General features: G+C 70.4%; 26 protein-coding genes. 2 read left to right on the forward strand and 24 right to left on the reverse strand.

Going from position 1 to position 24,123, the window contains the following annotated elements; translation table 11 throughout:
- Nucleotides 1-230: 230 nt before the first annotated feature.
- The 5 genes from O5O46_RS31180 to rpsB form a co-directional block, all read right to left on the reverse strand.
- The gene (locus O5O46_RS31180) at nucleotides 231-1,316 is read right to left on the reverse strand and encodes a phosphatidate cytidylyltransferase (protein WP_269858999.1); all 1,086 of its coding nucleotides are present in this window, start codon (nucleotides 1,314-1,316) and stop codon (nucleotides 231-233) included.
- Entirely contained in the window at nucleotides 1,316-1,873 is a 558-nt protein-coding gene (gene frr / locus O5O46_RS31185; RefSeq protein WP_269859062.1) for a ribosome recycling factor, read from the reverse strand. The genes O5O46_RS31180 and frr overlap by 1 nt, the downstream gene beginning before the upstream one ends.
- 153 nt (nucleotides 1,874-2,026) lie before the next feature.
- A complete protein-coding gene (gene pyrH, locus O5O46_RS31190) occupies nucleotides 2,027-2,815 on the reverse strand; it encodes a UMP kinase (protein WP_269859000.1) in 789 nt (262 codons plus the stop codon).
- 155 nt (nucleotides 2,816-2,970) lie between these two features.
- Nucleotides 2,971-3,807, reverse strand: a complete 837-nt coding sequence (gene tsf / locus O5O46_RS31195) for a translation elongation factor Ts (protein WP_269859001.1) — start codon at nucleotides 3,805-3,807, stop codon at nucleotides 2,971-2,973.
- A gap of 150 nt (nucleotides 3,808-3,957) precedes the next feature.
- Entirely contained in the window at nucleotides 3,958-4,833 is an 876-nt protein-coding gene (rpsB, locus tag O5O46_RS31200) for a 30S ribosomal protein S2 (protein WP_269859002.1), read from the reverse strand.
- A 390-nt stretch (nucleotides 4,834-5,223) separates the two neighbouring features.
- Between rpsB and O5O46_RS31205 the strand changes: the two genes are divergently transcribed.
- Complete coding sequence (locus O5O46_RS31205) at nucleotides 5,224-6,105, forward strand: M23 family metallopeptidase (protein ID WP_269859003.1); 882 nt, start codon at nucleotides 5,224-5,226, stop codon at nucleotides 6,103-6,105.
- A gap of 82 nt (nucleotides 6,106-6,187) precedes the next feature.
- Here O5O46_RS31205 and O5O46_RS31210 read toward each other — a convergent pair whose 3' ends face one another.
- The 18 genes from O5O46_RS31210 to proS form a co-directional block, all read right to left on the reverse strand.
- A complete protein-coding gene (locus O5O46_RS31210; RefSeq protein WP_269859063.1) occupies nucleotides 6,188-6,754 on the reverse strand; it encodes a TetR/AcrR family transcriptional regulator in 567 nt (188 codons plus the stop codon).
- Between the two features lie 58 nt (nucleotides 6,755-6,812).
- A complete protein-coding gene (gene whiG / locus O5O46_RS31215) occupies nucleotides 6,813-7,661 on the reverse strand; it encodes an RNA polymerase sigma factor WhiG (RefSeq protein WP_269859004.1) in 849 nt (282 codons plus the stop codon).
- Nucleotides 7,662-7,931: 270 nt separating this feature from the next.
- A complete protein-coding gene (dprA, locus tag O5O46_RS31220) occupies nucleotides 7,932-9,086 on the reverse strand; it encodes a DNA-processing protein DprA (RefSeq protein WP_269859005.1) in 1,155 nt (384 codons plus the stop codon).
- On the reverse strand, nucleotides 9,083-10,702 hold the full coding sequence (locus O5O46_RS31225; RefSeq protein ID WP_269859064.1) for a YifB family Mg chelatase-like AAA ATPase: 1,620 nt from the start codon (nucleotides 10,700-10,702) through the stop codon (nucleotides 9,083-9,085). The genes dprA and O5O46_RS31225 overlap by 4 nt, the downstream gene beginning before the upstream one ends.
- Nucleotides 10,702-11,061 (reverse strand): YraN family protein, encoded by a 360-nt coding sequence (locus O5O46_RS31230; RefSeq protein ID WP_269859006.1) that lies wholly within the window; start codon nucleotides 11,059-11,061, stop codon nucleotides 10,702-10,704. The genes O5O46_RS31225 and O5O46_RS31230 overlap by 1 nt, the downstream gene beginning before the upstream one ends.
- A 169-nt stretch (nucleotides 11,062-11,230) precedes the next feature.
- On the reverse strand, nucleotides 11,231-11,557 hold the full coding sequence (locus tag O5O46_RS31235; protein WP_269859007.1) for a DUF2469 domain-containing protein: 327 nt from the start codon (nucleotides 11,555-11,557) through the stop codon (nucleotides 11,231-11,233).
- 39 nt (nucleotides 11,558-11,596) lie between these two features.
- Entirely contained in the window at nucleotides 11,597-12,136 is a 540-nt protein-coding gene (locus O5O46_RS31240) for an NUDIX hydrolase (RefSeq protein WP_443072674.1), read from the reverse strand.
- Nucleotides 12,137-12,176: 40 nt separating this feature from the next.
- A complete protein-coding gene (lepB, locus tag O5O46_RS31245; protein WP_269859008.1) occupies nucleotides 12,177-12,920 on the reverse strand; it encodes a signal peptidase I in 744 nt (247 codons plus the stop codon).
- A gap of 32 nt (nucleotides 12,921-12,952) precedes the next feature.
- Nucleotides 12,953-13,939 carry a signal peptidase I gene (gene lepB, locus O5O46_RS31250; RefSeq protein WP_443072675.1) on the reverse strand — a complete coding sequence of 329 codons (987 nt, stop codon included), beginning with the start codon at nucleotides 13,937-13,939 and terminating at the stop codon, nucleotides 12,953-12,955.
- On the reverse strand, nucleotides 13,833-14,897 hold the full coding sequence (gene lepB / locus O5O46_RS31255; RefSeq protein ID WP_269859010.1) for a signal peptidase I: 1,065 nt from the start codon (nucleotides 14,895-14,897) through the stop codon (nucleotides 13,833-13,835). Before lepB (O5O46_RS31255) ends, lepB (O5O46_RS31250) begins: the two co-directional genes overlap by 107 nt.
- Nucleotides 14,890-15,711, reverse strand: a complete 822-nt coding sequence (lepB, locus tag O5O46_RS31260) for a signal peptidase I (protein WP_269859011.1) — start codon at nucleotides 15,709-15,711, stop codon at nucleotides 14,890-14,892. The genes lepB (O5O46_RS31255) and lepB (O5O46_RS31260) overlap by 8 nt, the downstream gene beginning before the upstream one ends.
- Before the next feature lie 95 nt (nucleotides 15,712-15,806).
- Nucleotides 15,807-16,157 carry a 50S ribosomal protein L19 gene (rplS, locus tag O5O46_RS31265; RefSeq protein WP_269859012.1) on the reverse strand — a complete coding sequence of 117 codons (351 nt, stop codon included), beginning with the start codon at nucleotides 16,155-16,157 and terminating at the stop codon, nucleotides 15,807-15,809.
- Between the two features lie 130 nt (nucleotides 16,158-16,287).
- Nucleotides 16,288-17,103: a tRNA (guanosine(37)-N1)-methyltransferase TrmD gene (gene trmD / locus O5O46_RS31270; RefSeq protein WP_269859013.1), complete on the reverse strand. Its 816-nt coding sequence runs from the start codon at nucleotides 17,101-17,103 to the stop codon at nucleotides 16,288-16,290.
- Nucleotides 17,103-17,654 carry a ribosome maturation factor RimM gene (gene rimM, locus O5O46_RS31275; protein WP_269859014.1) on the reverse strand — a complete coding sequence of 184 codons (552 nt, stop codon included), beginning with the start codon at nucleotides 17,652-17,654 and terminating at the stop codon, nucleotides 17,103-17,105. Before rimM ends, trmD begins: the two co-directional genes overlap by 1 nt.
- A 221-nt stretch (nucleotides 17,655-17,875) precedes the next feature.
- Nucleotides 17,876-18,115 carry an RNA-binding protein gene (locus O5O46_RS31280; RefSeq protein ID WP_255932252.1) on the reverse strand — a complete coding sequence of 80 codons (240 nt, stop codon included), beginning with the start codon at nucleotides 18,113-18,115 and terminating at the stop codon, nucleotides 17,876-17,878.
- 2 nt (nucleotides 18,116-18,117) lie between these two features.
- On the reverse strand, nucleotides 18,118-18,561 hold the full coding sequence (gene rpsP / locus O5O46_RS31285) for a 30S ribosomal protein S16 (protein WP_269859015.1): 444 nt from the start codon (nucleotides 18,559-18,561) through the stop codon (nucleotides 18,118-18,120).
- Between the two features lie 206 nt (nucleotides 18,562-18,767).
- Nucleotides 18,768-19,358, reverse strand: a complete 591-nt coding sequence (locus tag O5O46_RS31290; RefSeq protein WP_269859016.1) for a hypothetical protein — start codon at nucleotides 19,356-19,358, stop codon at nucleotides 18,768-18,770.
- 275 nt (nucleotides 19,359-19,633) lie between these two features.
- Nucleotides 19,634-21,046, reverse strand: a complete 1,413-nt coding sequence (proS, locus tag O5O46_RS31295; protein WP_269859017.1) for a proline--tRNA ligase — start codon at nucleotides 21,044-21,046, stop codon at nucleotides 19,634-19,636.
- Between the two features lie 249 nt (nucleotides 21,047-21,295).
- Between proS and O5O46_RS31300 the strand changes: the two genes are divergently transcribed.
- A complete protein-coding gene (locus tag O5O46_RS31300) occupies nucleotides 21,296-22,129 on the forward strand; it encodes an SAM-dependent methyltransferase (protein WP_443072672.1) in 834 nt (277 codons plus the stop codon).
- Nucleotides 22,130-22,175: 46 nt separating this feature from the next.
- On the opposite strand, the gene ftsH is transcribed toward O5O46_RS31300, so the two are convergent.
- Nucleotides 22,176-24,104, reverse strand: a complete 1,929-nt coding sequence (gene ftsH / locus O5O46_RS31305) for an ATP-dependent zinc metalloprotease FtsH (RefSeq protein ID WP_269859018.1) — start codon at nucleotides 24,102-24,104, stop codon at nucleotides 22,176-22,178.
- Between the last annotated feature and the right edge of the window lie 19 nt (nucleotides 24,105-24,123).

Genomic DNA, 24,123 nt, shown 5'->3' on the forward strand with positions numbered 1-24,123 from the left:
CTCCCAAAATCCAGGGATCCGTCACCGATGACGGCCCACGGACGGCCCAGCCCCTAGACGAAAGCCCTCTACCGGCAGCAAACACGCTGGTAGAGGGCTTTTCTCTGCTCAGAGATCATCAGTTCTCCGGGTGCAGGCATGATTTGTCCAGTGTCGCAGACGCCTAAGGCGTTCCCCTCCCTCGCGCCCGGCAGCCTCGGCCGGAGGCCCACCGGGCGGCGCCGGAGCCGTCAGCTCGCCCCGACGAAGACGACCAGAAGCAGCCAGACCACCGGGGCGGTGGGCAGCAGCGAGTCGAGCCGGTCCATGATGCCGCCGTGGCCCGGCAGCAGCGTGCCCATGTCCTTGATGCCCAGGTCCCGCTTGATCATGGACTCGCCGAGGTCGCCGAGCGTGGCGCTGGCCGCGACCGCAAGCCCCAGCAGCAGGCCCTGCCACCACTGGCCGCCGTCGATGAGGAACCGCATCGACAGCGCGCCCGCGGCCATCGCGAAGGTGACCGCGCCGACCAGGCCCTCACGGGTCTTGCCGGGGCTGATCCGGGGCGCCAGCTTGTGCCTGCCGAACCGCCAGCCGACCGCGTAGGCGCCGGTGTCGCTGACCACGGTGAGCAACAGGAAGACGAACACCCGCCACGGACCGTCGTGCGCGGCCAGCATCATCACCACGAACGTGGCGAGGAACGGCACGTAGAACGCGGCGAACAGGCCCGCGGTGACATCCCGTAGGTAGTTCTCCGGTGGCTGGGTCATCCGCCACACCAGGACCGCCAGCGCGGTCAGCGCCATCGCCACCCAGGCGCCCTCGGCGTCGCGTACGTAACCGGCGATCACCATCGCCGTGCCGCCGACCGCCAACGGCACCAGCGGCACCCGGATGCCCTTGCGCTCGGAGAGCCGACTGGTCAGCTCCCACAGGCCCACGACCACCGCGAGCACCACCACGCCGACGAAGACCGCCTTCACCACGAAGAGCGCGGCGATGATGACGGCGCCGAGCCCGACGCCGACCCCTATCGCGGCGGGCAGGTTACGGCCCGCCTTCTTCTTCGTCCGGTTGGCGCGGCGCCCGCCCGGCACCGCCGAAGCACCGGACGCCCCGGCTCCGGAGTGCGGCGCCGCGGACGCGTGACGCTCTGACGGCACGGGGGACTCGTCCCGGAACTGCGGGCCGCCACTGGCGTCCGGTACTGGTGGCATGGGTCGAGTCTGCGCCGCCTCCCCGCCGTCGTAGCCAGGACCCGCCGAGAAATGCGGCTGCTCGGGGGCCCTCCAGTAACCGGCGCCCGGCGAGGACCCCCGTGAAGAGTCGTTCATCAGACCTCTAGCAGCTCTGCTTCCTTGTGCTTGAGCAGCTCGTCGACCTGCGCCACGTACTTGGCGGTGGTGTCGTCGAGCTCCTTCTCGGCACGCCGCACCTCGTCCTCGCCGGTCTCCTTGTCCTTGACGAGCTTGTCGAGGGCGTCCTTGGCCTTGCGCCGGACGCTGCGGATCGAGACCTTCGCGTCCTCGCCCTTGGTCCTGGCGACCTTGATGTAGTCCCGGCGGCGCTCCTCGGTCAGCTCCGGGAACGTCACTCGGATGATGTTGCCGTCGTTCGACGGGTTGACGCCCAGGTCGGAGTCGCGGATCGCCTGCTCGATGTTGCGCAGCGCGCTCTTGTCGAACGGAGTCACCACGGCCATCCGCGGCTCGGGCACCGAGAAGGACGCCAACTGGTTGATGGGCGTCAAGGCGCCGTAGTAGTCCGCCACGATCTTGTTGAACATCGCCGGGTGCGCACGCCCGGTGCGGATCGCGGCGAAGTCCTCCTTGGCGACCACGACGGCCTTTTCCATCTTCTCCTCGGCTTCGAGGAGGATCTCTTCGATCACCATGTGCTCCTGGTCCTCATCATGAGCAGAGTCTCGCCCCTGCGTGCGCGCGTCTTCCCTGCACGGTGTCGAACCGGCAGCGTGTTGTCCATCCCCGTACCGGACTGTTCGGTCCGCTGCGGGGTTGCCGTACCCCTGGTCGCGGGGTCGTGCTCAGTCCCGGGTGCCGTGCTCGCTCACCAGCGTGCCGATCTTCTCACCCTTCACGGCACGGGCGATGTTCCCCTCAGTGAGGAGTTCGAAGACCAGGATGGGCAGCTTGTTGTCCCGGCACAGCGTGATCGCGGTGGCGTCGGCCACCTTCAGGTCACGGGCCAGGACCTCGTCGTACTCCAGGGCGTCGAACTTCACCGCGTCCGGGTTGACCTTCGGGTCGGAGTCGTAGACGCCGTCCACCCCGTTCTTGCCCATCAGGATCTCCTCGGCGTGGATCTCCAGGGCGCGCTGCGCGGCGGTGGTGTCGGTGGAGAAGTACGGCATGCCCATGCCCGCGCCGAAGATGACCACCCGGCCCTTCTCCAAGTGCCGCACGGCCCGCAGCGGAATGTACGGCTCGGCGACCTGGCCCATGGTGATGGCGGTCTGCACCCGCGTGTCGATGCCCTCCTTCTCCAGGAAGTCCTGGAGCGCCAGGCAGTTCATGACGATGCCGAGCATGCCCATGTAGTCCGAGCGCGCCCGGTCCATGCCGCGCTGCTGGAGCTCGGCGCCACGGAAGAAGTTGCCGCCGCCGATCACGACGGCGATCTGCGTGCCGCCGCGAACCACCGCCGCGATCTCCCGCGCGATCTTGTGCACGACATCGGGGTCCACGCCGAGGCTGCCGCCACCGAACGCCTCGCCGGAAAGCTTCAGCAGGAACCGGCGCGGCTTGCTGCCGCTGTTGTCAGTGCCTTCGGCGTTGTTGGCCGTCGAATCGCCGGTGCGGTCGTCCTGATCCATGGAGTTCTCCTCGTGCACGTACGAAGGAGGCCATTGCCGTGGGTCTCGTTGAGTTCCCATGACGGCAATGGCCTCCTCGTCACAACTGCGGCCGGCCGGCCAGCGGCCGACCGCGATCGACCCTTGCGGGGTCGCGGGTCTTACGCTTGCGCGACTCAGACGCCGACGCGGATGCGCGCGAAGCGCTTCAGCGTGACGCCGGCCTCGTCCAGCACCTTCTGCACGGACTTCTTGTTGTCCTTGGCGAAGGGCTGGTCCACCAGCACGTTCTCCTTGTAGAAGCCCGTCACCCGGCCGTCGACGATCTTCGACAGGGCAGCCTCCGGCTTGCCCTCCTCACGCGCGGTGGCCTCGGCGACGCGGCGCTCGTTCTCCACGACCTCGGCCGGGACCTCCTCACGGGTGAGGAACTTCGGCGAGAACGCGGCGATGTGCTGCGCGACGTCCTTGGCGACCTCGGCGTTCGCCTTGTCCAGCTCGACCAGCACACCGACCTGCGGCGGCAGGTCGGGCATGGTGCGGTGCATGTACGCGGCGACGAAACCGTCGGTGAACTGCGCGAAGCGGTCCAGGACGATCTTCTCGCCGAGGTTGGCGTTGGCCTCGTCGACGTAAGCCTGGACGGTCTTGCCGGCCTCGATCTCGGAGGCGAGCAGCGCCTCGAGGTCGGCCGGGGAGGTCTTGGCGACGTGCGCGGCCAGCGCGTCGGCGACGGCGAGGAACTTCTCGCCCTTCGCCACGAAGTCCGTCTCGCACTTCAGCTCGAGCAGCACACCGGAGGCGTTGTCGTCGGCGATGAGCGAGACCACGGCACCGTTCTCGGCGCTACGGCTCTCGCGCTTGGCGACGCCCTTCTGGCCCTTGACGCGCAGGATCTCGACGGCCTTCTCGACGTTGCCCTCGGCCTCGTCCAGCGCCTTCTTGCAGTCCATCATGCCGGCGCCGGTGAGCTCACGGAGCTTCTTGACGTCGGCGGCGGTGTAGTTCGCCATGGTCCCTGGAATCTCTTCTCGGAAAGTCGGGGGTCTACCACCGGTGGCCCGTGCCGGTCAGCGGTTCCACCGGTGAACGGCGGGGGCCGGTCCTCGTAAGGAAGGTCCCGTCCCCCGCCGCGTTCAGCCGTGTGAGCCGGTGGCTACGGCTCAGGCCTGCTCGCCCTCGGCGGGCTTCTCGGCCTCGGCGACCGGAGCCTTCTCCTCGGCAGCCGCGGTCTCCTCGGCGACCGGGGCCTTCTCCTCGGCGGCCTGGGCCTTCTCGCCCTCCAGCAGCTCGCGCTCCCACTCGGCCAGCGGCTCGGCCGGGGCGGCCTTGTCACCGGTGGCGGCACCGGAGCGGGCGATCAGACCCTCGGCCACGGCGTCGGCGATCACGCGGGTGAGCAGGGTGACGGAGCGGATCGCGTCGTCGTTGCCCGGGATCTTGTAGTCGACCTCGTCCGGGTCGCAGTTGGTGTCGAGGATCGCGACGACCGGGATGCGCAGCTTGCGCGCCTCACCGACGGCGATGTGCTCCTTCTTGGTGTCCACGATCCAGACGGCGCTCGGCACCTTCTGCATGTCGCGGATACCGCCGAGGGTCTTCTCCAGCTTGTTCTTCTCGCGCTCGAGGACCAGGAGCTCCTTCTTGGTGAGGCCGGAGGCGGCCACATCCGTGAAGTCGATCTCCTCAAGCTCCTTCAGGCGCTGCAGGCGCTTGTAGACCGTCGAGAAGTTGGTGAGCATGCCGCCCAGCCAGCGCTGGTTGACGAACGGCATGCCGACGCGGGTCGCCTGCTCGGCGATGGCCTCCTGGGCCTGCTTCTTCGTACCGACGAAGAGGATGGAACCGCCGTGCGCGACGGTCTCCTTGACGAACTCGTAGGCGCGGTCGATGTACGACAGCGACTGGAGAAGGTCGATGATGTAGATGCCGTTGCGCTCGGTGAAGATGAAGCGCTTCATCTTCGGGTTCCAGCGGCGGGTCTGGTGCCCGAAGTGGACGCCGCTCTCCAGCAGCTCCCGCATCGTGACGACGGCCATTGCCGTGCTCCTTGGGTACTCGGTTCCGTGGCCGCCGGGCGGCTGCCACGCCTGACGCCCCGACGCGCCATGCCGCGGGAGCCTTGCGCTGGCGCGAGTCTTCCGAGGACCGAGGGACGCGGCCACCGTGCTGCCCATGACGTTCATGACGTGGACTGACGCGACGGCGGCGGGGCGTGCGAAGTCGACCCGGGGGCCCGGGTCGCCAGGGAAAGTGTACGGGACCGGCGAGGCGCCGGGCGACACGGCGGTTTCCGGCGGATTTCGGTTTTAGGGAGGGTGCGAGGCGATTTCACCCGCATGAGTGGCCCAGTTGTCCACACTCTCCGAGTTGTCCACAGCTTCCGCCCAAGATCATCCCGCTCCAGGCGAGTGCGCGACAGTAACGCCATGCAGACGAGAACGCAGCGGCACCAGCCGCAGAAGACGACCGCGGGCTCCCGGGGGTTGGGGACGCGCACGGCGGAGGACGCCAGAGGGTTGGGGCAGGCCCGGGCGGCGGTCACGGCGGTGGCGGCCTTACTGCTCGCGGTGCTCCCGGCGGGCCGAGCCACCGGCGCACCCGACCCGAACGGCCAGCGAGCATGGCCGGTCACCGCCCCCGGCGGCCGAGAACCACCCACGGTGGTACGCGGCTTCGAACCGCCACCACTCCCCTGGTCCCCCGGCCACCGAGGCGCCGACCTCGCCGCCACCCCGGGCGCCCAGGTACGAGCCGCAGCGCCAGGCCGCATCACCTTCGCCGGCACGGTGGCGGGCCAGGGCGTGGTCACGGTCGAACTCACCGGCACCGGAACACCACCGCTACGCACCACCTACGAGCCCGTCCGGGCAACTCTCCCGACCGGCACGCAGGTGGCCGCCGGGCAACCCGTCGGCGTCCTGCTGTCCGGCCCCTTCCACTGCCCCGCGGGCTGTCTCCACTGGGGGCTGCTACGAGGTGACGTCTATCTGGACCCGCTGACCCTGATCCCGGCCCCCCTTCGACGGCACGGACCCTCGCGGTTGCTGCCGCTGGTCGGGGTTGAGGCAAGTGCGGGGTCGGAGCGGAGGGACGCCGGGTCGGCTGCGGTGGGGGTTGACGCAAGTGCGGGGTCGGATGGGTTGGCCGCCGGGTCGGCTGCGGTGGCAGTTGTGTTGAGCGGTGCCGCCGTGCCGAGAGTGGGGACGGGTGCGGCGGGGGGTTTGGGGGTGGCGATGGTGGTGCTTCCAGCGGTGTGGGCATTTGCCTGGGGGCGGCGGCGGAGGCACAGCGCGGGGACGCGCGACTGAGGGACGGCGGGTACTGTCCCGCCGCCCCTCGGAGGGGGAGGGGGTGGGGAGGGAGGGGGCGGGGGGGGAGGCCCCCAAGGGGTTAGGAGACGGTGCTCCCGACCCCCCGCAATGCCATGGACACTGCGGCCTGGGTGATGGCGTCGGGGTCTTCGGCCGCGCCCAGTTCGATGCGGCGGACCGCGGCGTCGACGATGCCCTGGAGCAGCATGGCGGTCAGCCGGGGTTCTCGGTGGCCCAGTTCGCTGAGCGCTTCGACGACCATGGCGATCAGTCCGCCGTGCGCGGCGCGGATCTTCTCGCGGGCGCCCGGGTCGAGTTCGCCCGCCGAGATGGCGACGACCGCGCGGTGTCGGCGGTCACCGACCAGGGCGAGTTGCTGCCGTACGTACGCCTCGATCTTGCGCTCGGCGGTGTCGGCGGTTTCCATGGCCGCCTCGACCTCGGCGGCCCAGACGGGGAAGTCGACCGCGCACAGTTCCTCCACCACGGCCGCCCGGGACCGGAAGTACTCGTAGACGGAGGAGCGCGCGAGGCCGGTGCGCTCGGCGAGGGCGGGGAACGTCAGCGCTTCCGTACCGCCCTCGGACAGCAGGGAACGCGCGGCGTCCAGCAGGGCGCTGCGCTGCATCGTCCGGTGCTCGGCCACTGAGGCCGCTCGAATCCTGGGCACCCCACCACTGTACGGACAACGGCCCCGGCTGGGGTCAGCAGCGCCCCACATCCGCCAGCTTCGCGCGGAGCTGGAGGACCGACTTGGTGTGGATCTGGCTGACGCGGCTTTCGGTGACGCCGAGGACGTGTCCGATCTCGGCGAGCGTGAGGCCCTCGTAGTAGTAGAGGGTGACGACGGTCTTCTCGCGTTCGGGGAGGGTGTTGACGGCGCGGGCGAGGAGTCGGCGCAGTTCGCGGTCCTCGGCGACTTCCACGGGGTTGTCGGCGGCGCGGTCTTCGAGGGTGTCGACGAGGCTGAGGCGGTCGCCGCCTTCGGTGCCGACGTGCAGGAGTTCTTCGAGGGCGACGACGTTGGCGAGGGAGAGCTGGCCGAAGATGGTGTGCAGTTCCTCGACGGGGATGTCCATCTCGGTGGCGACTTCGGCTTCGGTGGGTGTGCGGTGGTAGCGCGCTTCGAGGGTCGCGTAGGCGCGTTCGACGGCGCGGGCCTTCTGGCGTACGGAGCGCGGGATCCAGTCGAGCGCCCTCAGTTCGTCGATCATGGCGCCGCGGATGCGGCTGATGGCGTAGGTCTCGAACTTGATGGAGCGTTCTGGTTCGAACTTCTCGATGGCGTCGATGAGTCCGAAGATGCCGGAGGAGACGAAGTCGGCCTGTTCGACGTTGGGGGGCAGGCCGACGCTGACCCGGCCGGCGACGTACTTCACCAGGGGTGAGTAGTGCAGGATCAGTTGCTCGCGTAGTCGTGGCTCCCCGGTGGCCTTGTAGGAGCGCCACAGCTCGTCGAGTGCGGAGGGGGCGGCGGTCTGCGCGCGCGGTGGAACTCCGCGGTCGTCGGTGGCCGCGGTCGCGCGGTCAGGCCCGGAGATGTGCTGGGGCATGCGTCGCCTTGAGCCGTTCTGCCGTGACGTGGGGTGGGGATTCGGGTCTCCGCGAGCGTAGCGTGAGCCGGGCGTCGCGTTGTGCTACGACGTTCGGGTGAGCCTCACGCAGATACGTTCCGCCATACAGGGAGTTGGGCTGGACGTCTCTTTGCCCTTTCCTGCCCTGCCTGTTGCGTATTAAAGCGTTCTGCGGTCATTCCCCTAACCTCGTCATCGGGTCGTCCCAGGTCAAGAACCTTCCTGTCACCTGATGGTGTGTTGACCGGGTCACCGGATCCGGGGGGTGCCACTCTCTCGGGCGGCGTTGGTCAGTCGCCAGCGGGTGCCGTGGCGTTCGACGAAGCCGAGGGTGTGGAGTTCGTGGAGGCGGCCGGCGGCTTCGTCCATGCCGGTTCCGGCGGCGCGGGCGATGTGTTCGGTGTCGGCGTCGCCGTGGCCGGGGAGTCCTTCGAGTACCGCGGCGGTGGCGGGTGCCAGCAGGTCTCTGGGGTGTACGGGGCTTCGGCGTTCGGGTGCCAGGTCGTCGCCGATGCTGCCGGTGAGTTCGATGATGTCGGTGGCGTCGGCGACCAGTTGGCCTTCCTCGCGCAGGAGTTGGTGGACTCCCGCTGACAGTGCTGAGGTGACGGGGCCGGGTACGCCCATGGTGATGCGGCCGAGAGCGGTGGCGCGACGGGCGGTGATCAGTGAGCCGCTGCGTAGTTGGGCTTCGACCACCACGGTGCCGCGGGCGAGTGCGGCGATGACGCGGTTGCGTTGGATGAAGCGGCTGCGGGTGGGGTGTTCACCGGGTGGCAACTCGGCGATGATCATGCCCTGTTGGGTGATGCGTCGGAGTAACTCGGTGTTGCCGCGCGGGTATGGCTTGTCCACTCCGCAGGCGACGACGGCGATAGTGGCGCCATGGGCGGCGAGTGCGCCGCGGTGTGCTGCGCTGTCGATGCCGTAGGCGGCGCCGGAGATGACGGTCCAGCCTGCTTCGGCGAGGTCGGAGGCGAGGGTGGCGGCGATGTGTGTGCCGTAGTCGCTGCTGGCGCGGGCGCCGACGATGGCGATGGAGCGCAGTGCCCAGGGGCGTAGCGCGGGGTGGCCGATGGCCCATAGCCCTACGGGGCGTTGGTCTCCGAGGTCGTTGAGTTGGCTGGGCCAGTCGGGGTCGTTGGGGCAGATGAAGCGGCCGCCGAGGGTTTCGATGGTGGCCAGGTCGTTGTCTGGTCGGGCGTGTTGGGCGCGTAGTCGGTATCCGGCGGTGCGGGTGTCGCTGATGCCGGGTAGGGGGTGTCGGGTGGTGAGCATGCGCAGGGTTTCGATGGGGCCGTGTTCGCGGAGCCATCGGCCGATGGCGGGGTCGCCGGGTTCGGCGATTCTGCTGAGTGCGGCGCGGGCCCGGCGCTCGTCGGTCGGTGTGGGTTCGGTGGTCATGTGCCGCTCCCTACGGTGGCGGGGACTCCGCGGTGTACGCCGGTGCGCAGTTGGAGGGCCTGGCCGACGTCGTCGTAGCTGGGGCGGTCGTGTCCGGCGAGGTCGGCGACGGTCCAGGCGACGCGGAGTACTCGGTCGAGGCCTCGTGCGGTGAGCAGGCCGCGTTCCATTTCGCGTTCGATGTCGCGCATGGCTCCGGTGCGTACTCTCCAGCGGGTGCGCAGTTCGTGTCCGGGGACTTCGCTGTTGGTGTTCCAGGGGAGGTCCTGATAGCGGGCGGCGGCTCGTTGTCTGGCTTCGTGGACGCGTTCGGCGACGTGTGCGGTGGTTTCGCCTCTGGTGCCGTGGCCGATCAGTTCGGAGCGGCTGACGGTGTCGACGGTGACGCGTAGGTCGACGCGGTCCAGTAGTGGGCCGGAGAGTCGTGCCTGGTAGCGGCGTACCTGGTTGGGTGTGCACTCGCAGCCGCCGCCGAGGAGGGCGTGTCGGCCGCAGGGGCACGGGTTGGCGGCGAAGACGAGGAGGAATTTGGCGGGTAGCCGCATGACGCCTCCGCTGCGGGCGACGACGACGTGCCCGGATTCGAGGGGTTGACGTAGGGCTTCCAGGACGCGGGTGCTGAATTCGGGGGCTTCGTCGAGGAACAGCACTCCGTGGTGGGCGAGGGAGACGGCTCCTGGTCTGGGGAGTCCGCTGCCGCCGCCGACGATGGAGGGCATGGTGGCGGAGTGGTGTGGGGCGCAGTAGGGGGCGGATTCGATGTGGGGTTTGCCGGGCGGCAGGACTCCGGCGATGGAGTGGACGGCGGTGACTTCGAGGGATTCCTGTCGGGTGAGGGGTGGCAGGAGTCCGGGGAGTCGTTCGGCGAGCATGGTTTTGCCCGCGCCGGGTGGTCCGGACAGGTAGAGGTGGTGGCTGCCGGCCGCGGCGATTTCCAGGGCTTTGCGGGCGGCGGGTTGTCCTGCGACGTCGGCGAGGTCGGGTGGGTGTGCGCCGCGGGTGGTGCCCAGGCCGAGGCCTGGTCCGAGTCCGGGGATGGTGAGTCCGGTGCTGATGGTGTCGGGGTGTCTGTCGTTGTCGTCGGGTTCTTCTTCTGGGATGGGTTCGTCGTTGAGCGCGGCGATGAGTTGACGCAGGCTGCGTACGCCGAGGACGGCGATGTCGGGTACCAGGGTGGCTTCGGCGGTTGCGCGTTCGGGGACGACGACGTGGCGGTATCCGGCGTCGGCGGCGGCGAGTACGGCGGGCAGGACGCCGCGTACTGGTCGTACGCGGCCGTCGAGGCCGAGTTCGCCGATCATCATGAGGTCGGCGATGGCGGTTGGCGCGATGCGTTCGGCGGCGGCGAGTACGGCGCAGGCGACGGCCAAATCGAAGCCACTGCCGCTTTTGGGTACGGAGGCCGGGCTGAGGCCGACGGTGAGTTTCTTCTGCGGCCAGGTCTCGCCGCTGTTGACGAGGGCGGCGCGGACGCGGTCGCGGCTTTCGGAGAGGCTTTTGTCGGGGAGGCCGACGAGGGTGAACGCGGCGACGCCTGGTTCGAGGTCGGCTTGGACTTCGACGACGACTCCTTCGACGCCGACGAGGGCGACGGAGCAGGTGCGGGCGAATCCCATCACGCCACGCCCCGTACGTGTTCGAGGCGGGTGGCGCCGCGTTGCGGGACGAGGACGCCGATGAGGTCGATGCGGACGCCGCCTGGTGGTGGTCCGCCGTGTTGGGCGAGCCAGTGTTCGGCGAGGTGTCGTAGCCGCTGGGCCTTGACGGGGGTCATGGCGGCCATGGGGTGCTGGTAGGCGCCGCCGGTTCGGGATTTGACCTCGCAGATGACGAGGCAGTCGCCTTCGGCGGCGACGATGTCGATCTCTCCCGCGGCGCAGCGCCAGTTGCGGGCGAGGACGGTCAGGCCGGTGTGGGTGAGTCGTTGGGCGGCGAGTTTCTCGCCGTAGCGGCCGAGGGCTGTGCGGGCGTTCATGGGTACCACCTCCGGGACCGACTGTGCCGGTTCCAGAGGTGGCCAGATGATCTTGAATGGATTCTGTGGGCTACCGCCCGGTTGTGGACAACTCCGTCACCCGTGAGGGTGAAACCCTCTCTTCAGCGGCGTCCCGCACCCTCACCCGGGCCCAGACCCACCCGTGAGGTCACGCGTTGAACCCGGAGTCGTTGGAGGGCAGATCGAGGTCGCTCTTGTTCAGCTCCTCGATGTTCACGTCCTTGAACGTCAGGACCCGTACCTGCTTGACGAAGCGGGCTGGCCGGTACATGTCCCACACCCATGCGTCGGCCATCGACACCTCGAAGAACACCTCGCCCTGGACCGAGTGCACCTGCATCTCGTAGTCGTTGGTCAGGTAGAAGCGGCGCTCGGTCTCGATCACGTATTTGAACAGACCGACGACATCGCGGTACTCCCGGTAGAGCTTCAGCTCCATCTCGGTCTCGTACTTTTCGAGGTCCTCGGCGCTCATGGCATGTTCCCCTTCAGCGGTACGTTCCTCCGCCGACTTTCACTCGCTCTCTGTCTCCAGAAGCAGCGGCGACGGCGGAGGCCCCTCATCAAGCAGCCTACGCAGCAGCTCGGCGAGCCTGGTCGGATACACCGTCTCACGGGTGGCGAGCAGTTCCTCGCAGGTCCACCAGCGCAGTGCGCGCACGCTACGTCGTTCCAGCTCCGTGTGGCCGCCGGTGTCCAGCTCGGTGGCGTCGGTCCGGCCCAGGTAGTACCACTCGTCCTGCTCCCAGCGCCGCCCGTCGAAGTCGAACGCGCACGAGCGCTGCCAGACCACCGGGCCCAGCCGTATCGAGGTGATGCCCGTCTCCTCCGCCACCTCGCGGCGCGCCGCGGCCGGCAGGCTCTCCCCCGGCTCGACCCCGCCACCGGGGGTGAACCACCAGGTGGTGGCCGGGTCGGCGGGCTCGAAGCCGTGCAGCAGCAGGATCCGGTCCGCCGGATCCAGAAGGATCACCCGGGCGGCCCGCCGCATCGGCCCGGCGGGCCCGGCCGCGACCGCCGCAACGGCTTCGGCCTCGGCCCCCGGCTCGCCCATGGCCGAAGCCCCGGCCGCGGGTCCGACGCCGCTCACCGTCTCACGCCCCGGCCAGTACCCGGCGCCGTTGCGCGCGCCTGCGCCTGCGTCCCGCGATCGGGCCGTACGCCGCGCCGCCCAGGATCAGCAGCACGCCCGCCGCGACCGCCGAGGCGATCCAGGTGATCGGCCCCGGTGTGGAGACCCCGCCGGGCAGGGCCGCGAAGGCGGTCGGGCGGGTGACCTCCTTGAGCTGGCCGAGCGGCCAGACGACGGCGTCCACCCGGGCCGCGACCTCGCCGCTGGGCACCGCCCCGTGGTCGACGTCGGACAGGTGCACCCGGGAGTCCATCGAGACCTGGCGGTTGTCGCCGAGCATGAACAGCTGCCCGCGCGGCACCGTGGTGGCCGGGATCGGCGCCTGGCCGCGCTGGAGCAGATACGGTTCGTCGACCGGCTGACCGTTGACCGTCAACCTGCCCTGCTTGTCGCAGCAGGCGATCCTGTCGCCGCCGACCGCCACCACCCGTTTGACCATCGGCTCGTTGCCCCACAGCGGATCGTTGAACACCACCACGTCACCACGGTGCACCTGGTCGCCGTGGATGCGCTGGGCGAGCACCCGGTCACCGGGGTTGACGGTCGGCTGCATCGAGTCGGTCGGCACGGTGTACGGCCGGTAGAGGAGCGCGCCCCAGGCGAATCCGCCCAGGAACAGCAGACAGCCGACGGCCACGGCCACCCCGGACAGTACGTTGCCGAGGCGGCCGTGGCCGCTGTTCGCTTGGGTATCCCGGCTGCTCATGGGCGCACCCTACCGGGCGGTACCCGCGGTGGTCAGCAGTCCTCCCGCTGCTTTTTGACCATGCGGCGACGCCGCAGCAGCACCAGCGGAACCGCTCCCGCCAGCCCGCCGACGGCGGGGACGGCCCCGGCGGCGGCGGCGTTGATGCCGGGCTGGTCGAACGTCGACGGGATCGGCAGCGTGCTCCACCGGGTGACCGGCCAGGCGACCACGATGGCGCGGCCGACGACCTGGTTGACCGAGACCGTGCCGCCGCCGGGCAGCATCTGGTGGTAGCGGGAGTCCAGCGAGTCCTGCCGGTGGTCGCCCATCACCCAGATGCGGTTCGGCGGGATCTTGATCGGGCCGAACGGCTTGTCACCGCAGGGGGTGTTGCCGGGGAAGATGTACGGCTCGTCGAGCGGCTTGCCGTTGACGATGACCGGTCCGGTGCCCTTGCACTCGACCGTGTCGCCGCCGACCGCGATGACCCGCTTGATCAGGTCCTTCTCCTCGGCGGACGGCATCAGGCCGATGAAGCTGAGCACCTTCTGGAAGGCGGAGGCCACCGGGTTGGTGGTGGTCGGCGGGTTCTCCTCCAGCCAGCCGCCCGGGTCGTGGAAGACCACGACCTCGCCGCGCGACGGCTTCGAGCCGAACCACGGGGTGAGCTTGTCGACCAGCACCCGGTCGCCGACCTGCAGCGTGTTCTGCATCGACTGCGACGGGATGGAGAACGCCTGTACCAGGAAGGTCTTGATGATGAGAGCCAGGACCAGGGCGATGCCGATGAGGATCGGCAGTTCCTTCCAGAAGGAGCGCGGCTTCTTGGGCTCGCCCGCGCCCGCCCGGCCGCGCTTGCCCCAGGACCAGCGGCTGCCGGAGCCACCGGGGCCGGCGCCGTCCTGCTCGAACCGCTGCGTACCGTCCGCGTCAGGGGACTTGCCGAGATTCACCGCCGTCGCCTCTTTCTCGGCGGCGCCGACCGATGGGCCCTGCCCTTCGGGCTCGCCGGGTCCGGACCGTGCGCCGACCACCAGGTCCCCCACTTCCACTCCTCACTCCGCGCCACGGCCTGCTCCGCGCGCGATGCAGGCCCATCACTCCCATAACGAGCGGGAGTTCCGCAGGAGTCGGGAGTTGGACCATTCCTTGCCGATTATTGGCCTTCCCCAGGGCCGTCGCCCCATCCGCGCCCGGGTTGGGCACCGATGCGAACGTTCCTGGTTCCGGCAGGGTCCGCCAGTGCGAGAAGGGCCAGGCGATCACGAACGCCCGACCCACCACCTGGCTCTCGGCGACCGTACCGCCTCCGGGCTCGTCCATGTGGTAGCGCGAGTCGGCCGAGTCGCTTCGGTGGTCGCCCATCACCCACAGCCGCCCGGCGGGGACGGTGAGGCTGAACCGGATCTGCGACGGCGGGTTGCCCGGCGCCACGTACGGCTCGTCCAGGGCCCTGCCGTTGACCATGATCCGGCCCTGGGTGTCGCAGCAGGCGACCTTGTCGCCGCCGACCGCGATCACCCGCTTGATCAGGTCCTGCTCGTTCGCCGCCGGAAGCAGACCGATGAAGGTGAAGAACTGCTTGACCTGCTTGATGCCCTCCGGGTCCGGCTTCGGTTTGGGTTCGCCGTCCAGCCAGTGGCCCGGGTCCTTGAACACCACCACGTCGCCGCGCTGCGGTTTCGCCCCGAACCACGGGGTGAGCTTGTCGACCAGCACCCGGTCGCCGATCCGGATGGTCTCCTCCATCGATCCGGAGGGGATCACAAAAGCCTGCACCAGGAAGGTCTTGAGGACCAGAGCGATCAGCAGCGCCACCCCGATCAGGATCGGCACCTCCCTGGCGGCCGACCGGCGCCGTCGCCGCTTGACCCGCTGGGCGGCGCGTCGCCGCTCCGCCCGCCCCGGGGACGTGCGCCCCTCGGGCCCCACCGCTGCCGCCGGGCCGACGGCCGAGCGGTGGTGGCCGTTGCGGGACCGTCCGCGATTACCCATGCGCACCGCCGGTGGCCGGATGCGCGGGCGGCGGTACGTGGGCGAAGCCCGCCGGGCGGTGCAGGGCGCGGATCCGGTCGAACGGCCAGCCGATCCAGTCGGCGCGTCCGATCACCTCGTCCACCGGGACGGTGCCGCCGCCGGGGTCGCCGAGGTGGTCGCGGGAGTCCCGTGAGTCGCTGCGGTGGTCGCCCATCACCCATAGCCTTCCCGGCGGCACGACGATGTCGAACGGGATCTGGGAGGGCGCGTCGCCGGGGTAGAGGTAGTCCTCCTCGACGGGCTGCCCGTTGACCATGATCCTGCCCTGCTTGTCGCAGCATGTGACGCGGTCGCCGCCGACTCCCACCACGCGCTTGATGTAGTCCGTCTCGTCCGGCTGCGCCAGCCCGGCCATGCTGCCCACGGTGCGCACCAGGTGGGTCAGCGGGTTGCCCGGCGGCGGGTCCTGGACGAAGGATCCGGCGCCGTTGAAGACGATCACGTCGCCGCGCCGCGGCTGGTTGCCGAAACGGTACGCCAGCTTGTTGACGACAACCCGGTCGCCGACCCTCAGGGTGTTCTCCATCGATCCGCTGGGGATCAGGAACGGCTGCACCAGGTAGGTGTTGACCAGGACGAGCGTGCCCAGGCAGAGGACGGCCAGCAGCGCCACCTCCTGCCACAGGCGCAGCCCGTCCCACCAACCGCGGGCGGCGCGCAGCCGGGCGCGGGCGCCGCACGGCCCGGGAACGGCGAAGCGCGACCGCCCGATCCGCCCCTGGGGGTTGGATGAGCGGTCGCGCTCCACGTCAGGTTGTGCTTCGGTGTCCATCGGGGGCAGAGCCTATCCGGCCCAGCTGTGCCCGCTGGTCCGAGGCGCCGGGGCCGGATCGGGCGGTGCGCGATCCGGCGCGGCGGGCGCGAGACTCAGCTCTCGCGCTTCTCCTTGATCTTGGCGGCCTTGCCGCGCAGCTCGCGCAGGTAGTACAGCTTGGCGCGGCGGACGTCACCGCGGGTCACGACCTCGATCTTCTCGACGATCGGGGTGTGCACCGGGAAGGTGCGCTCCACGCCGACGCTGAAGCTGACCTTGCGGACGGTGAAGGTCTCGCGGACGCCGGAGCCCTGCCGGCGGATGACCACGCCCTTGAACTGCTGCACACGGGAGCGGTTGCCCTCGATGACGCGGACGTGCACGTTGACCGTGTCGCCCGGGCGGAAGCCGGGGATGTCCGAGCGCTTGGAGGCGTTGTCGACAACGTCGAGCAGGTGCGACATGATTGTCTGCTTTCTTCGCTGATGCCACAGGTCATCAGCGGTAGTTCGGAGATGAGTTCGGGGTGCCGCGTTGCCGTCCGGGCGTCGTTCCCCCTGTGGCAGGGGCGCACGGCGGGCGTACAGCAGCTGCCTATTCTTCCACGGGCCCGGCCGCTCGCCCAAATCGCCCGTCCAGGTCCTGGGTCCAGCCCAGTTCCGCGAGCAGGGCGCGGTCGTGTTTGTCCAGGGCGGCGGGGTCGCAGCGCTCGATCAGGTCGGGTCGCAGGGCGCTGGTGCGGCGGAACGCCTGGTCCCGCCGCCACCGCGCGATCTTGCCGTGGTGGCCGCTGACCAGCACTTCGGGGATGGCGCGGTCGCGCCACACCGGGGGCTTGGTGTAGACGGGGCCTTCCAGCAGGTCGGCCATGGCGCCGGGGGCGAAGGAGTCGTCGCGGTGCGATTCGGCGTTGCCCAGCACGCCGGGCAGCAGTCGGGCCACCGCCTCGGTGATGACGAGGACCGCGGCTTCGCCGCCGGCGAGCACGTAGTCGCCGATGGAGACCTCGTGCACCTCCCACCGCTCGGCGTAGGCGTCGATCACCCGGCGGTCGATGCCCTCGTAGCGGGCGGGTGTGAAGACCAGCCAGGGCTTGGCCGACAGTTCCACGGCGAGCCGCTGGGTGAAGGGGCGCCCGCTGGGCGTCGGCACCACCATGACCGGTCGGACGTCGGACGGGCCGGAGGCCTCGACGGCGTCCAGCGCCTCGCCCCACGGCTCGGGCTTCATGACCATGCCGGGTCCGCCGCCGTAGGGCGTGTCGTCCACGGTGTGGTGCCGGTCGTGCGTCCACTGCCGCAGGTCGTGCACGCGCACGTCCAGCTGGCCGCGGGCGCGCGCCTTGCCGACGAGCGAGACGTTCAGCGGTTCGAGGTACTCCGGGAAGATCGTGACGACGTCGATCCGCATCAGGGCTGTTCCCGCTCCCGCGTGCTGTCGATCTCCGCGTCGCGCTCGTCCAGCAGGCCGGGCGGCGGGGTGATGACGGCGATCTGCCGCTCCAGGTCGATGTCCGGGACGATCTCGCTGACGAACGGGATCAGCACCTCGCTGCCGTCCGGGCGTTGGACGACCAGCAGATCCTGGTAGGGCAGGTGGGTGATCTCGGCGATCCGGCCGACGGCGGTGCCGTTCTCGGTCACCACGTCGAGGTCGATCAGCTGGTGGTCGTAGAACTCCTCGGGGTCCTCCGGCGTCTCCTGCGGGTCGACCTCGGCGATCAGCAGCGTGTTGCGCAGGGCCTCGGCACCGTTGCGGTCGCTGACGCCGGCGAAGCGCAGCAGCAGCCGTCCGCTGTGCACGCGACCGGTCTCGATGGTCAGCGGGCCCGCGGACGCCGGGTCGGTGGCGAGCACGGCGCCGGGCCCGAGCCGCAGCTCGGGCTCGTCGGTGCGTACCTCGATCGTGACCTCGCCCTTGATGCCGTGGGCGCGGCCGATCCGGCCGACTACGAGCTGCACGGGTTCACCTCCCGGTGAGGAGTACGAGATGGGAATGCGGCGGGGGCGGCGCCCCCCCACTTCCCGTTGAGGGGTACGGCATGGAGTTCGTTGCGGGGAGGGCGGTTCTCCCGTCCCCGATTCTCAACCCGAACGGCTCGGGCCGGGGCGGCCGTAGCCGTCCCGGCCCGAGCCGGTGTTGGGGTGCCGGGGCGCCGGCCCCGGCAGAAGCCCGGTCCTGCTCAGCGGACCTGGTCCACGTCGACGAGGTCGACGCGGACACCGCGTCCGCCGAGGGCACCGACGACCGTACGCAGCGCGCGGGCGGTGCGGCCGTTGCGGCCGATCACCTTGCCGAGGTCGTCCGGGTGCACCCGGACCTCCAGCACGCGCCCGCGGCGCAGGTTGCGCGAGGCGACCTGCACGTCGTCCGGGTTGTCGACGATGCCTTTCACGAGGTGCTCAAGAGCCTCCTCAAGCATGCTCAGGACTCGGTCGACTCGGTGGCGGCCTCGGCCTCAGCGGCCTCGTCCGCCTTCTTCTCAGCCTTCTTCGCCTTGGGGGTGATCGCCTCACCCTTCGGCTCGTCCGCGGACTCCTTGGCGGCGGCCTCGAAGAGGGCGCGCTTGTCGGCCTTCGGCTCGGCGACGAGCAGCGGGGCCGGGGCGGGCTCGCCCTTGAACTTCTGCCAGTCGCCGGTCTTCTTGAGGATGGCGAGGACCGGCTCGGTCGGCTGGGCGCCGACGCCGAGCCAGTACTGCACGCGCTCGCTGTCGACCTGGATCAGCGACGGGTTCTGCACCGGCTGGTACAGGCCGATCTCCTCGATGGCCCGGCCGTCACGGCGGGTACGGGAGTCGGCGACGACGATGCGGTAGTGAGGCGAACGGATCTTGCCCAGACGCTTCAGCTTGATCTTGACTGCCACGGGAGTGGGTTCTCCTGGTATTGACGTGGTTGGGCAGCACGGATCGCCACGTGGGGTTGTGGGAGCCGGTTGCCCGACGGACGCGTCAGCCGAAGGAGAGAGGGGTCCTGCACGGCTGCCGAGTGCTCAGCGGACCATTCTGCCACACCGCGCCGCCCACTCGTGCCGCCGCCTCCCGTCCCGACGGCCTTCACGCTGCCGTCGCCTCATGCCGCGCCGACCACCTCCGGGATGCGGAACGGCTGTCCGCACGCACCGCACATGATCGGCGCCTGCTCCAGCACGGACGGGACGACCCTGACGTTGCGACCGCAGTCGCAGACCGCCTTGACGCGTACGCCGCCGCCGGACGAGCCGTGCCGGGCGGCCGGGCCGCGGAAGGAGCGGCTGGTGTCGGCGGCGGTCGCCGCGGTGTGCGCCTTCAGCGCGCGCTGCAACCGCTCGATCGTCGGCCGGTACCGCTTCCTGGTCTCCGGGCGCATCACGACCAGCGAGAAGCCGCTGCTGGGATGCGGCTCCTCGGAGTGGTCCAGGCCCAGTTCGTCGGCGATCGCCAGGAACCGGCGGTTGTGGTAGCGGCCCGCGCGCGAGGTGTCACGTACGCCGCGGGCGGCGGCGATTCCGTGTACGGCCTCGTGCAGCAGCCTTTCGAAGGAGAGCTCGGTGCCGCAGGCGGACGAGGACTCTCCGATCAGGGACTCGGGGGCGGCCAGATCCGGCAGCTCGGGGTGGTGCCGTTGGATGTCGGCCCACGCGACTGCCAGCTCGGCGGCGAGAACTGGTGGTGTCGTGCTCACGTCGTGACAACGAGTAGACATGCCGCTGTGTTCCGATTCCGGGGCTATCCCAAATAATTTGCACGTACTCGTCAGTTCGGGCTCATGCATCCGACTGAGGGCGGGTGCGGACGTCTGTGGATGAGCTGTGCGTCCGTGGAACAAGCCGGGGCGTACCACTGCGGCGCCGCCGGGGATGGCTCCCCGGGACATCGCGGTGGTACGCCCCGTCTTGTGGCTCGCTATTCGTGTTGTGTGCGGTCCCGTGTGGTCGGTACGGGACCGGCTGGCCGGGCTCAGTACGCCCGGGACACCAAGGCGACCGTACCGGGTGCGTCGTCGGCCTGCGGCACCGACCCGTCCTCACTCACCAGGCAGCGCACGGTGACGCTCTGCTCGGCAAGCCTGGCCTCGCCCTCCGGGCCCAGCTTGGCCCACGGGATGCGGGCCCAACCGGTCTGTGCCGCCTCGGCGGCCTCGTCGATGGTGGCCACGTCGGTGGTACGGGCCTCGCGCCGCTCGCGCGACTGCCGCAGCAGCAGCGCCTGGTCCTCCTCCAGCACCTTCGGCAGCACCGCGGCGAGCCCGTCGAGGGCCACCGGCTCCTTGCCGCCGGGGATGCGCCGGGCCAGCATGGCGGTGCCGTTCTCCAGGTCGCGCGGGCCGACCTCGATGCGCACCGGGACGCCCTTGAGCTCCCAGTCGACGGCGCGGCGGCCGAACGGGGTGTCGGTGCGGTCGTCCACCTGGACCCGGACGCCCGCGGCCTTGAGCTGGTCGCCGATCTCGCGGACCTTGGCGATCACCGCGTCGTCGCCCTTGATGGCGAGGACCACGGCCTGGATCGGGGCCAGCCGCGGCGGGACCCGCAGCCCGTTGTCGTCGCCGTGGGACATGATCAGTCCGCCGACCATACGGGTGGACACGCCCCAGGAGGTCTGCCAGACGAGTTCCTGCCGTCCGTCCTTGGACAGGTACTGGGTCTCGAAGGCGCGGGCGAAGTTCTGGCCCAGCTCATGGCTGGTGCCCATCTGCAGGGCCTTGCCGTCGCCCATCATCGCTTCGAGGGTGAGGGTGTTGATCGCGCCCGCGAAGCGCTCCTTGGCGGTCTTGCGGCCCAGCACCACGTCGATGGCCAGGACGTTGGTCATGAAGTCGCCGTAGACCTCGCGGTGGATGCGGGCGGCGTAGTCGCGGGCGTCCTCGTAGGAGGCGTGCGCGGTGTGGCCCTCCTGCCAGAGGAACTCGGTGGTGCGCAGGAAGACCCGCGGGCGCATCTCCCAACGCACCACGTTCGCCCACTGGTTGACCAGCAGCGGCAGGTCGCGGTAGCTCTGCACCCACTTGGAGAAGTACTCGTTGATGATCGTCTCGGAGGTGGGCCGGACGACCACCGGCTCCTCCAGGTCCTTGCCGCCCGCGTGGGTGACCACGGCCAGTTCGGGGGCGAAGCCCTCGACGTGCTCGGCCTCCTTGGTCAGGTAGGACTGCGGGATGAACAGCGGGAAGTACGCGTTCTGCGCGCCCGCGTCCTTGATCCGCGCGTCCATCTCCTGCTGCATCCGCTCCCACAGCCCGTACCCGTACGGTCGGATGACCATGGTGCCGCGCACCGGGCCGTTGTCGGCCAGCTCGGCCTTGTTGATCAAGTCCTGGTACCAGCGGGGGAAATCGTCCGCCTGGGGAGTGAGTACGGGAGCCTTTGCCATGGCGCAGATCGTACGGGCAGGGCGCGCCCGAGCGTGAATCGGCCGTCCTCCCGGGCTCGGGCGGGGCGCCGCGCACGGGCCGCCCGGGTACGGCGGAGGGGGGCGCACAGAGGGCGCGTTCAAGCGCTCCTGCGTAGCCTCTGGACTACGGACGGGAAGCGGAGTTCCCTGGCTTGCGGGGGGTCTGGCGCACGACGTGAGGCGCAGACGGGGGCACTCGACGACGACTCGCTGGAATGAGGCCGCTCGATGACACCCATGCTCGTTTCCTCCGCGCCCGGGCTGACCGCACGGCCGGAGCGTTCCGATGGCGGCGCGCGTGACTGGGCGGAGATCCAGGAGCGGATGCTGGTGCCGCTGTACGAGGCCGTGTACGAACGGCTTGAGGTGGGGCCGCGCACCCGCCTGCTGGGCATCGGTTGCGGTGCCGGTCTGGCGCTGCTGCTGGCCGCGGCGCGGGGCGCGGCGGTGACCGGGGTGGACCGGGACGGGCGGCGGCTGGCGTTGGCCCGGGAGCGGCTGCTGCCCGCGCCGCAGTGGGGTGCGCGGCGGGCCGACTACGGGCAGGCGCGGCTGGTGCTGGGCGGTCCGGAGGGTGCGGCGGTGCCCGGTGCCGCCGCGTTCACGGTGGTGACGGCGTTCGATCCGGCGCTGCCCGGGGAGTGGCTGGTCCCCGCGCTGCGGGCGGCGGGCGGGCTGGCGCAGCGGGGGGCGGCGGTGGTGCTGGCCGGCTGGGGTCCGCCCGAGCGGTGTGCCACGGCGCGGGTGCTGCGGGTCGCGGAGCGGCTGGCAGGGCTGGCGGAGCCGGTGCGGGTGAGCGTACGGGACGGCCTTGAGGACACCGCGCGCATGGCCGGGCTGCGGTTGGACGGTTCGGGGCGGGTGGCGTGCCCGTTCGGCTACCCGGACATGGACAGCGCGGTGCGGGGGCTGGTGTCCACCGGTCTGTTCGACGCGGCGGTCGAGGCCACCGACCGCCCCCAGGTCGACAAGGAGCTGGCCGAGGCGCTGCACCCCTACCGCCGCCCGGACGGCACGGTCCGGATGGAGAACGTCTTCCGGTACGTGCTCGCACGGGCCTGAGCGCCGGTACGGCGGAGGCCGGCCGCGGCGCCCACCGAGCGGAACGTCAGCTGTCCGTCCGTTCCGGGCGCGGGATGCCCGCGGTCCGGTACGCCTCGTCCTCCTCCAGCGTCTCGCGCTCCAGCAACGCCTCGGCGAGCGCGTCGAGTTGGGGCCGGTGCTCGGTGAGCAGGCGGCACGCGTGCTCGTAGCACTCGTCCACGATGCGCCGCATCTCCGCGTCGACCGCGTCGAGGGTGGCGGGCGCGGCGGCCAGCCCGTAGGCCTGCTGGGCGTCCTGCGGCAGGGCGGTGAGCCGGCCGATGCGTTCGCTCATTCCCCAGCGGGCGACCATGCCGCGCACGATGTTGGTGACCTGCTCCAGGTCGCTCTCGGCGCCGGTGGTGATGACGCCGAAGACGGTCTGCTCGGCGGCCATGCCGCCCAGCGCGCCGATGATCCGGCCGCGCAGGTACTCCTCGGTGTAGGCGTAGCGGTCGGCGTCGGGAGTGGACAGGGTGACGCCCAGCGCCCGGCCGCGCGGCACGATGGTGACCTTGCGGACCGGGTCCGCTCCCGGTTGCAGCATGCCGAGCAGCGCGTGTCCGCTCTCGTGGTAGGCGGTGCGCCGACGTTCCTCGTAGGGCATCACCAGGGGGCGTTCGGCGCCGAGTTGGACCTTTTCCAGGGCGTCGGACAGCTCGGGTTGACCGACGGCGTCCAGGTTGCGCTTGACGGCGAGCAGGGCCGCCTCGTTGGCCAGGTTGGCCAGTTCCGCACCGGTCATTCCCGGGGTGGAGCGGGCGACGTGGGCGAGGTCGACCTGCTGGCCCAGCGGTACGTCGCGGGTGTGGATGCGCAAGATCGCCTCCCGCCCGGCCCGGTCCGGTGGGCTGACCTGCACGGTGCGGTCGAAGCGGCCGGGCCGCAGCAGCGCGGGGTCGAGGACGTCGGCGCGGTTGGTGGCGGCGAGCACGACCACGCCCTCGGAGCCGGAGAACCCGTCCATCTCGGTGAGGATCTGATTGAGCGTCTGCTCGCGCTCGTCGTGGCCGCCCATGCCGCTGCCGCTGCCGCGTGCCCGGCCGATGGTGTCGATCTCGTCGATGAAGATGATCGCGGGGGCGACCTTGCGGGCCTCGTTGAACAGTTCGCGGACCCGGCTGGCCCCGACACCGACGATCATCTCGATGAACTCGGAGGCCGAGGCGGAGAAGAACGGTACGTCCGCCTCGCCGGCCACGGCGCGGGCCAGCAGTGTCTTGCCGGTGCCGGGCGGTCCGGCGAGCAGTACGCCGCGCGGCATCCGGGCGCCCAGTCTGCGGTAGGCGTCGGGCCGTTTGAGGAAGTCGACCACCTCGCTCAGCTCCGCCTCGACCTCGTCGATCCCGGCGACGTCGTCGAAGGTGGTGCGCCTGCCCTCCTCGGGCGCCACCGGCTTGGGCGGGGCCTTGCGGCCCAGTCCGCCGAGACCGCCGCTGAGCGCTCCGCTCATCCGCCGCGCGATGATGATCCACAGTGCGACCAGGAGCAGCATGGGGGCCAGCGACAGCAGCAGGTTGGCGAGGAAGCTGCGCTGCTGCACCACGGGTTCGGCGGTGACCGTGACGTTGTGCTTGGTCAGCTGGGACCAGAGCTTGTCGTCGGCGAAGGACGGGCGCTGGGTGTCGAAGTTCTTGTACGTGCCCTTGCCCGAGGGGACCGGCGCGCTGCTCTTGAGTTCGCCCTGGATCGCGTCGCCCTTGGCGTAGATCTTGGTGATGTTGCCCGCGCCGAGCTGCTTGCTGAACTCGGTGTACGAGATCGACTGGCTGGTCGGGCCGCCGAAGAACGACAGCAGCGCGTCGGTGATCAGGAAGACGGCCAGGGCGGTCAGGATCATGCCGCCCCAGCCGCCCAGCCGCCGGCGCGGCCGCTGCGGCGGGGGCGGCGGTGGCGCGCCCTCCGACCGCCACGGCTGGTCCGGGCTCTGTCGGGGCGGTACGGAGTTGGTCATGGTTCGACCATACGGACAA

The sequence above is a fragment of the Streptomyces sp. RPT161 genome (genome assembly GCF_027533845.1).
In the GTDB taxonomy this organism is placed as follows: Bacteria; Actinomycetota; Actinomycetes; order Streptomycetales; family Streptomycetaceae; genus Streptantibioticus_A; species Streptantibioticus_A silvisoli_A.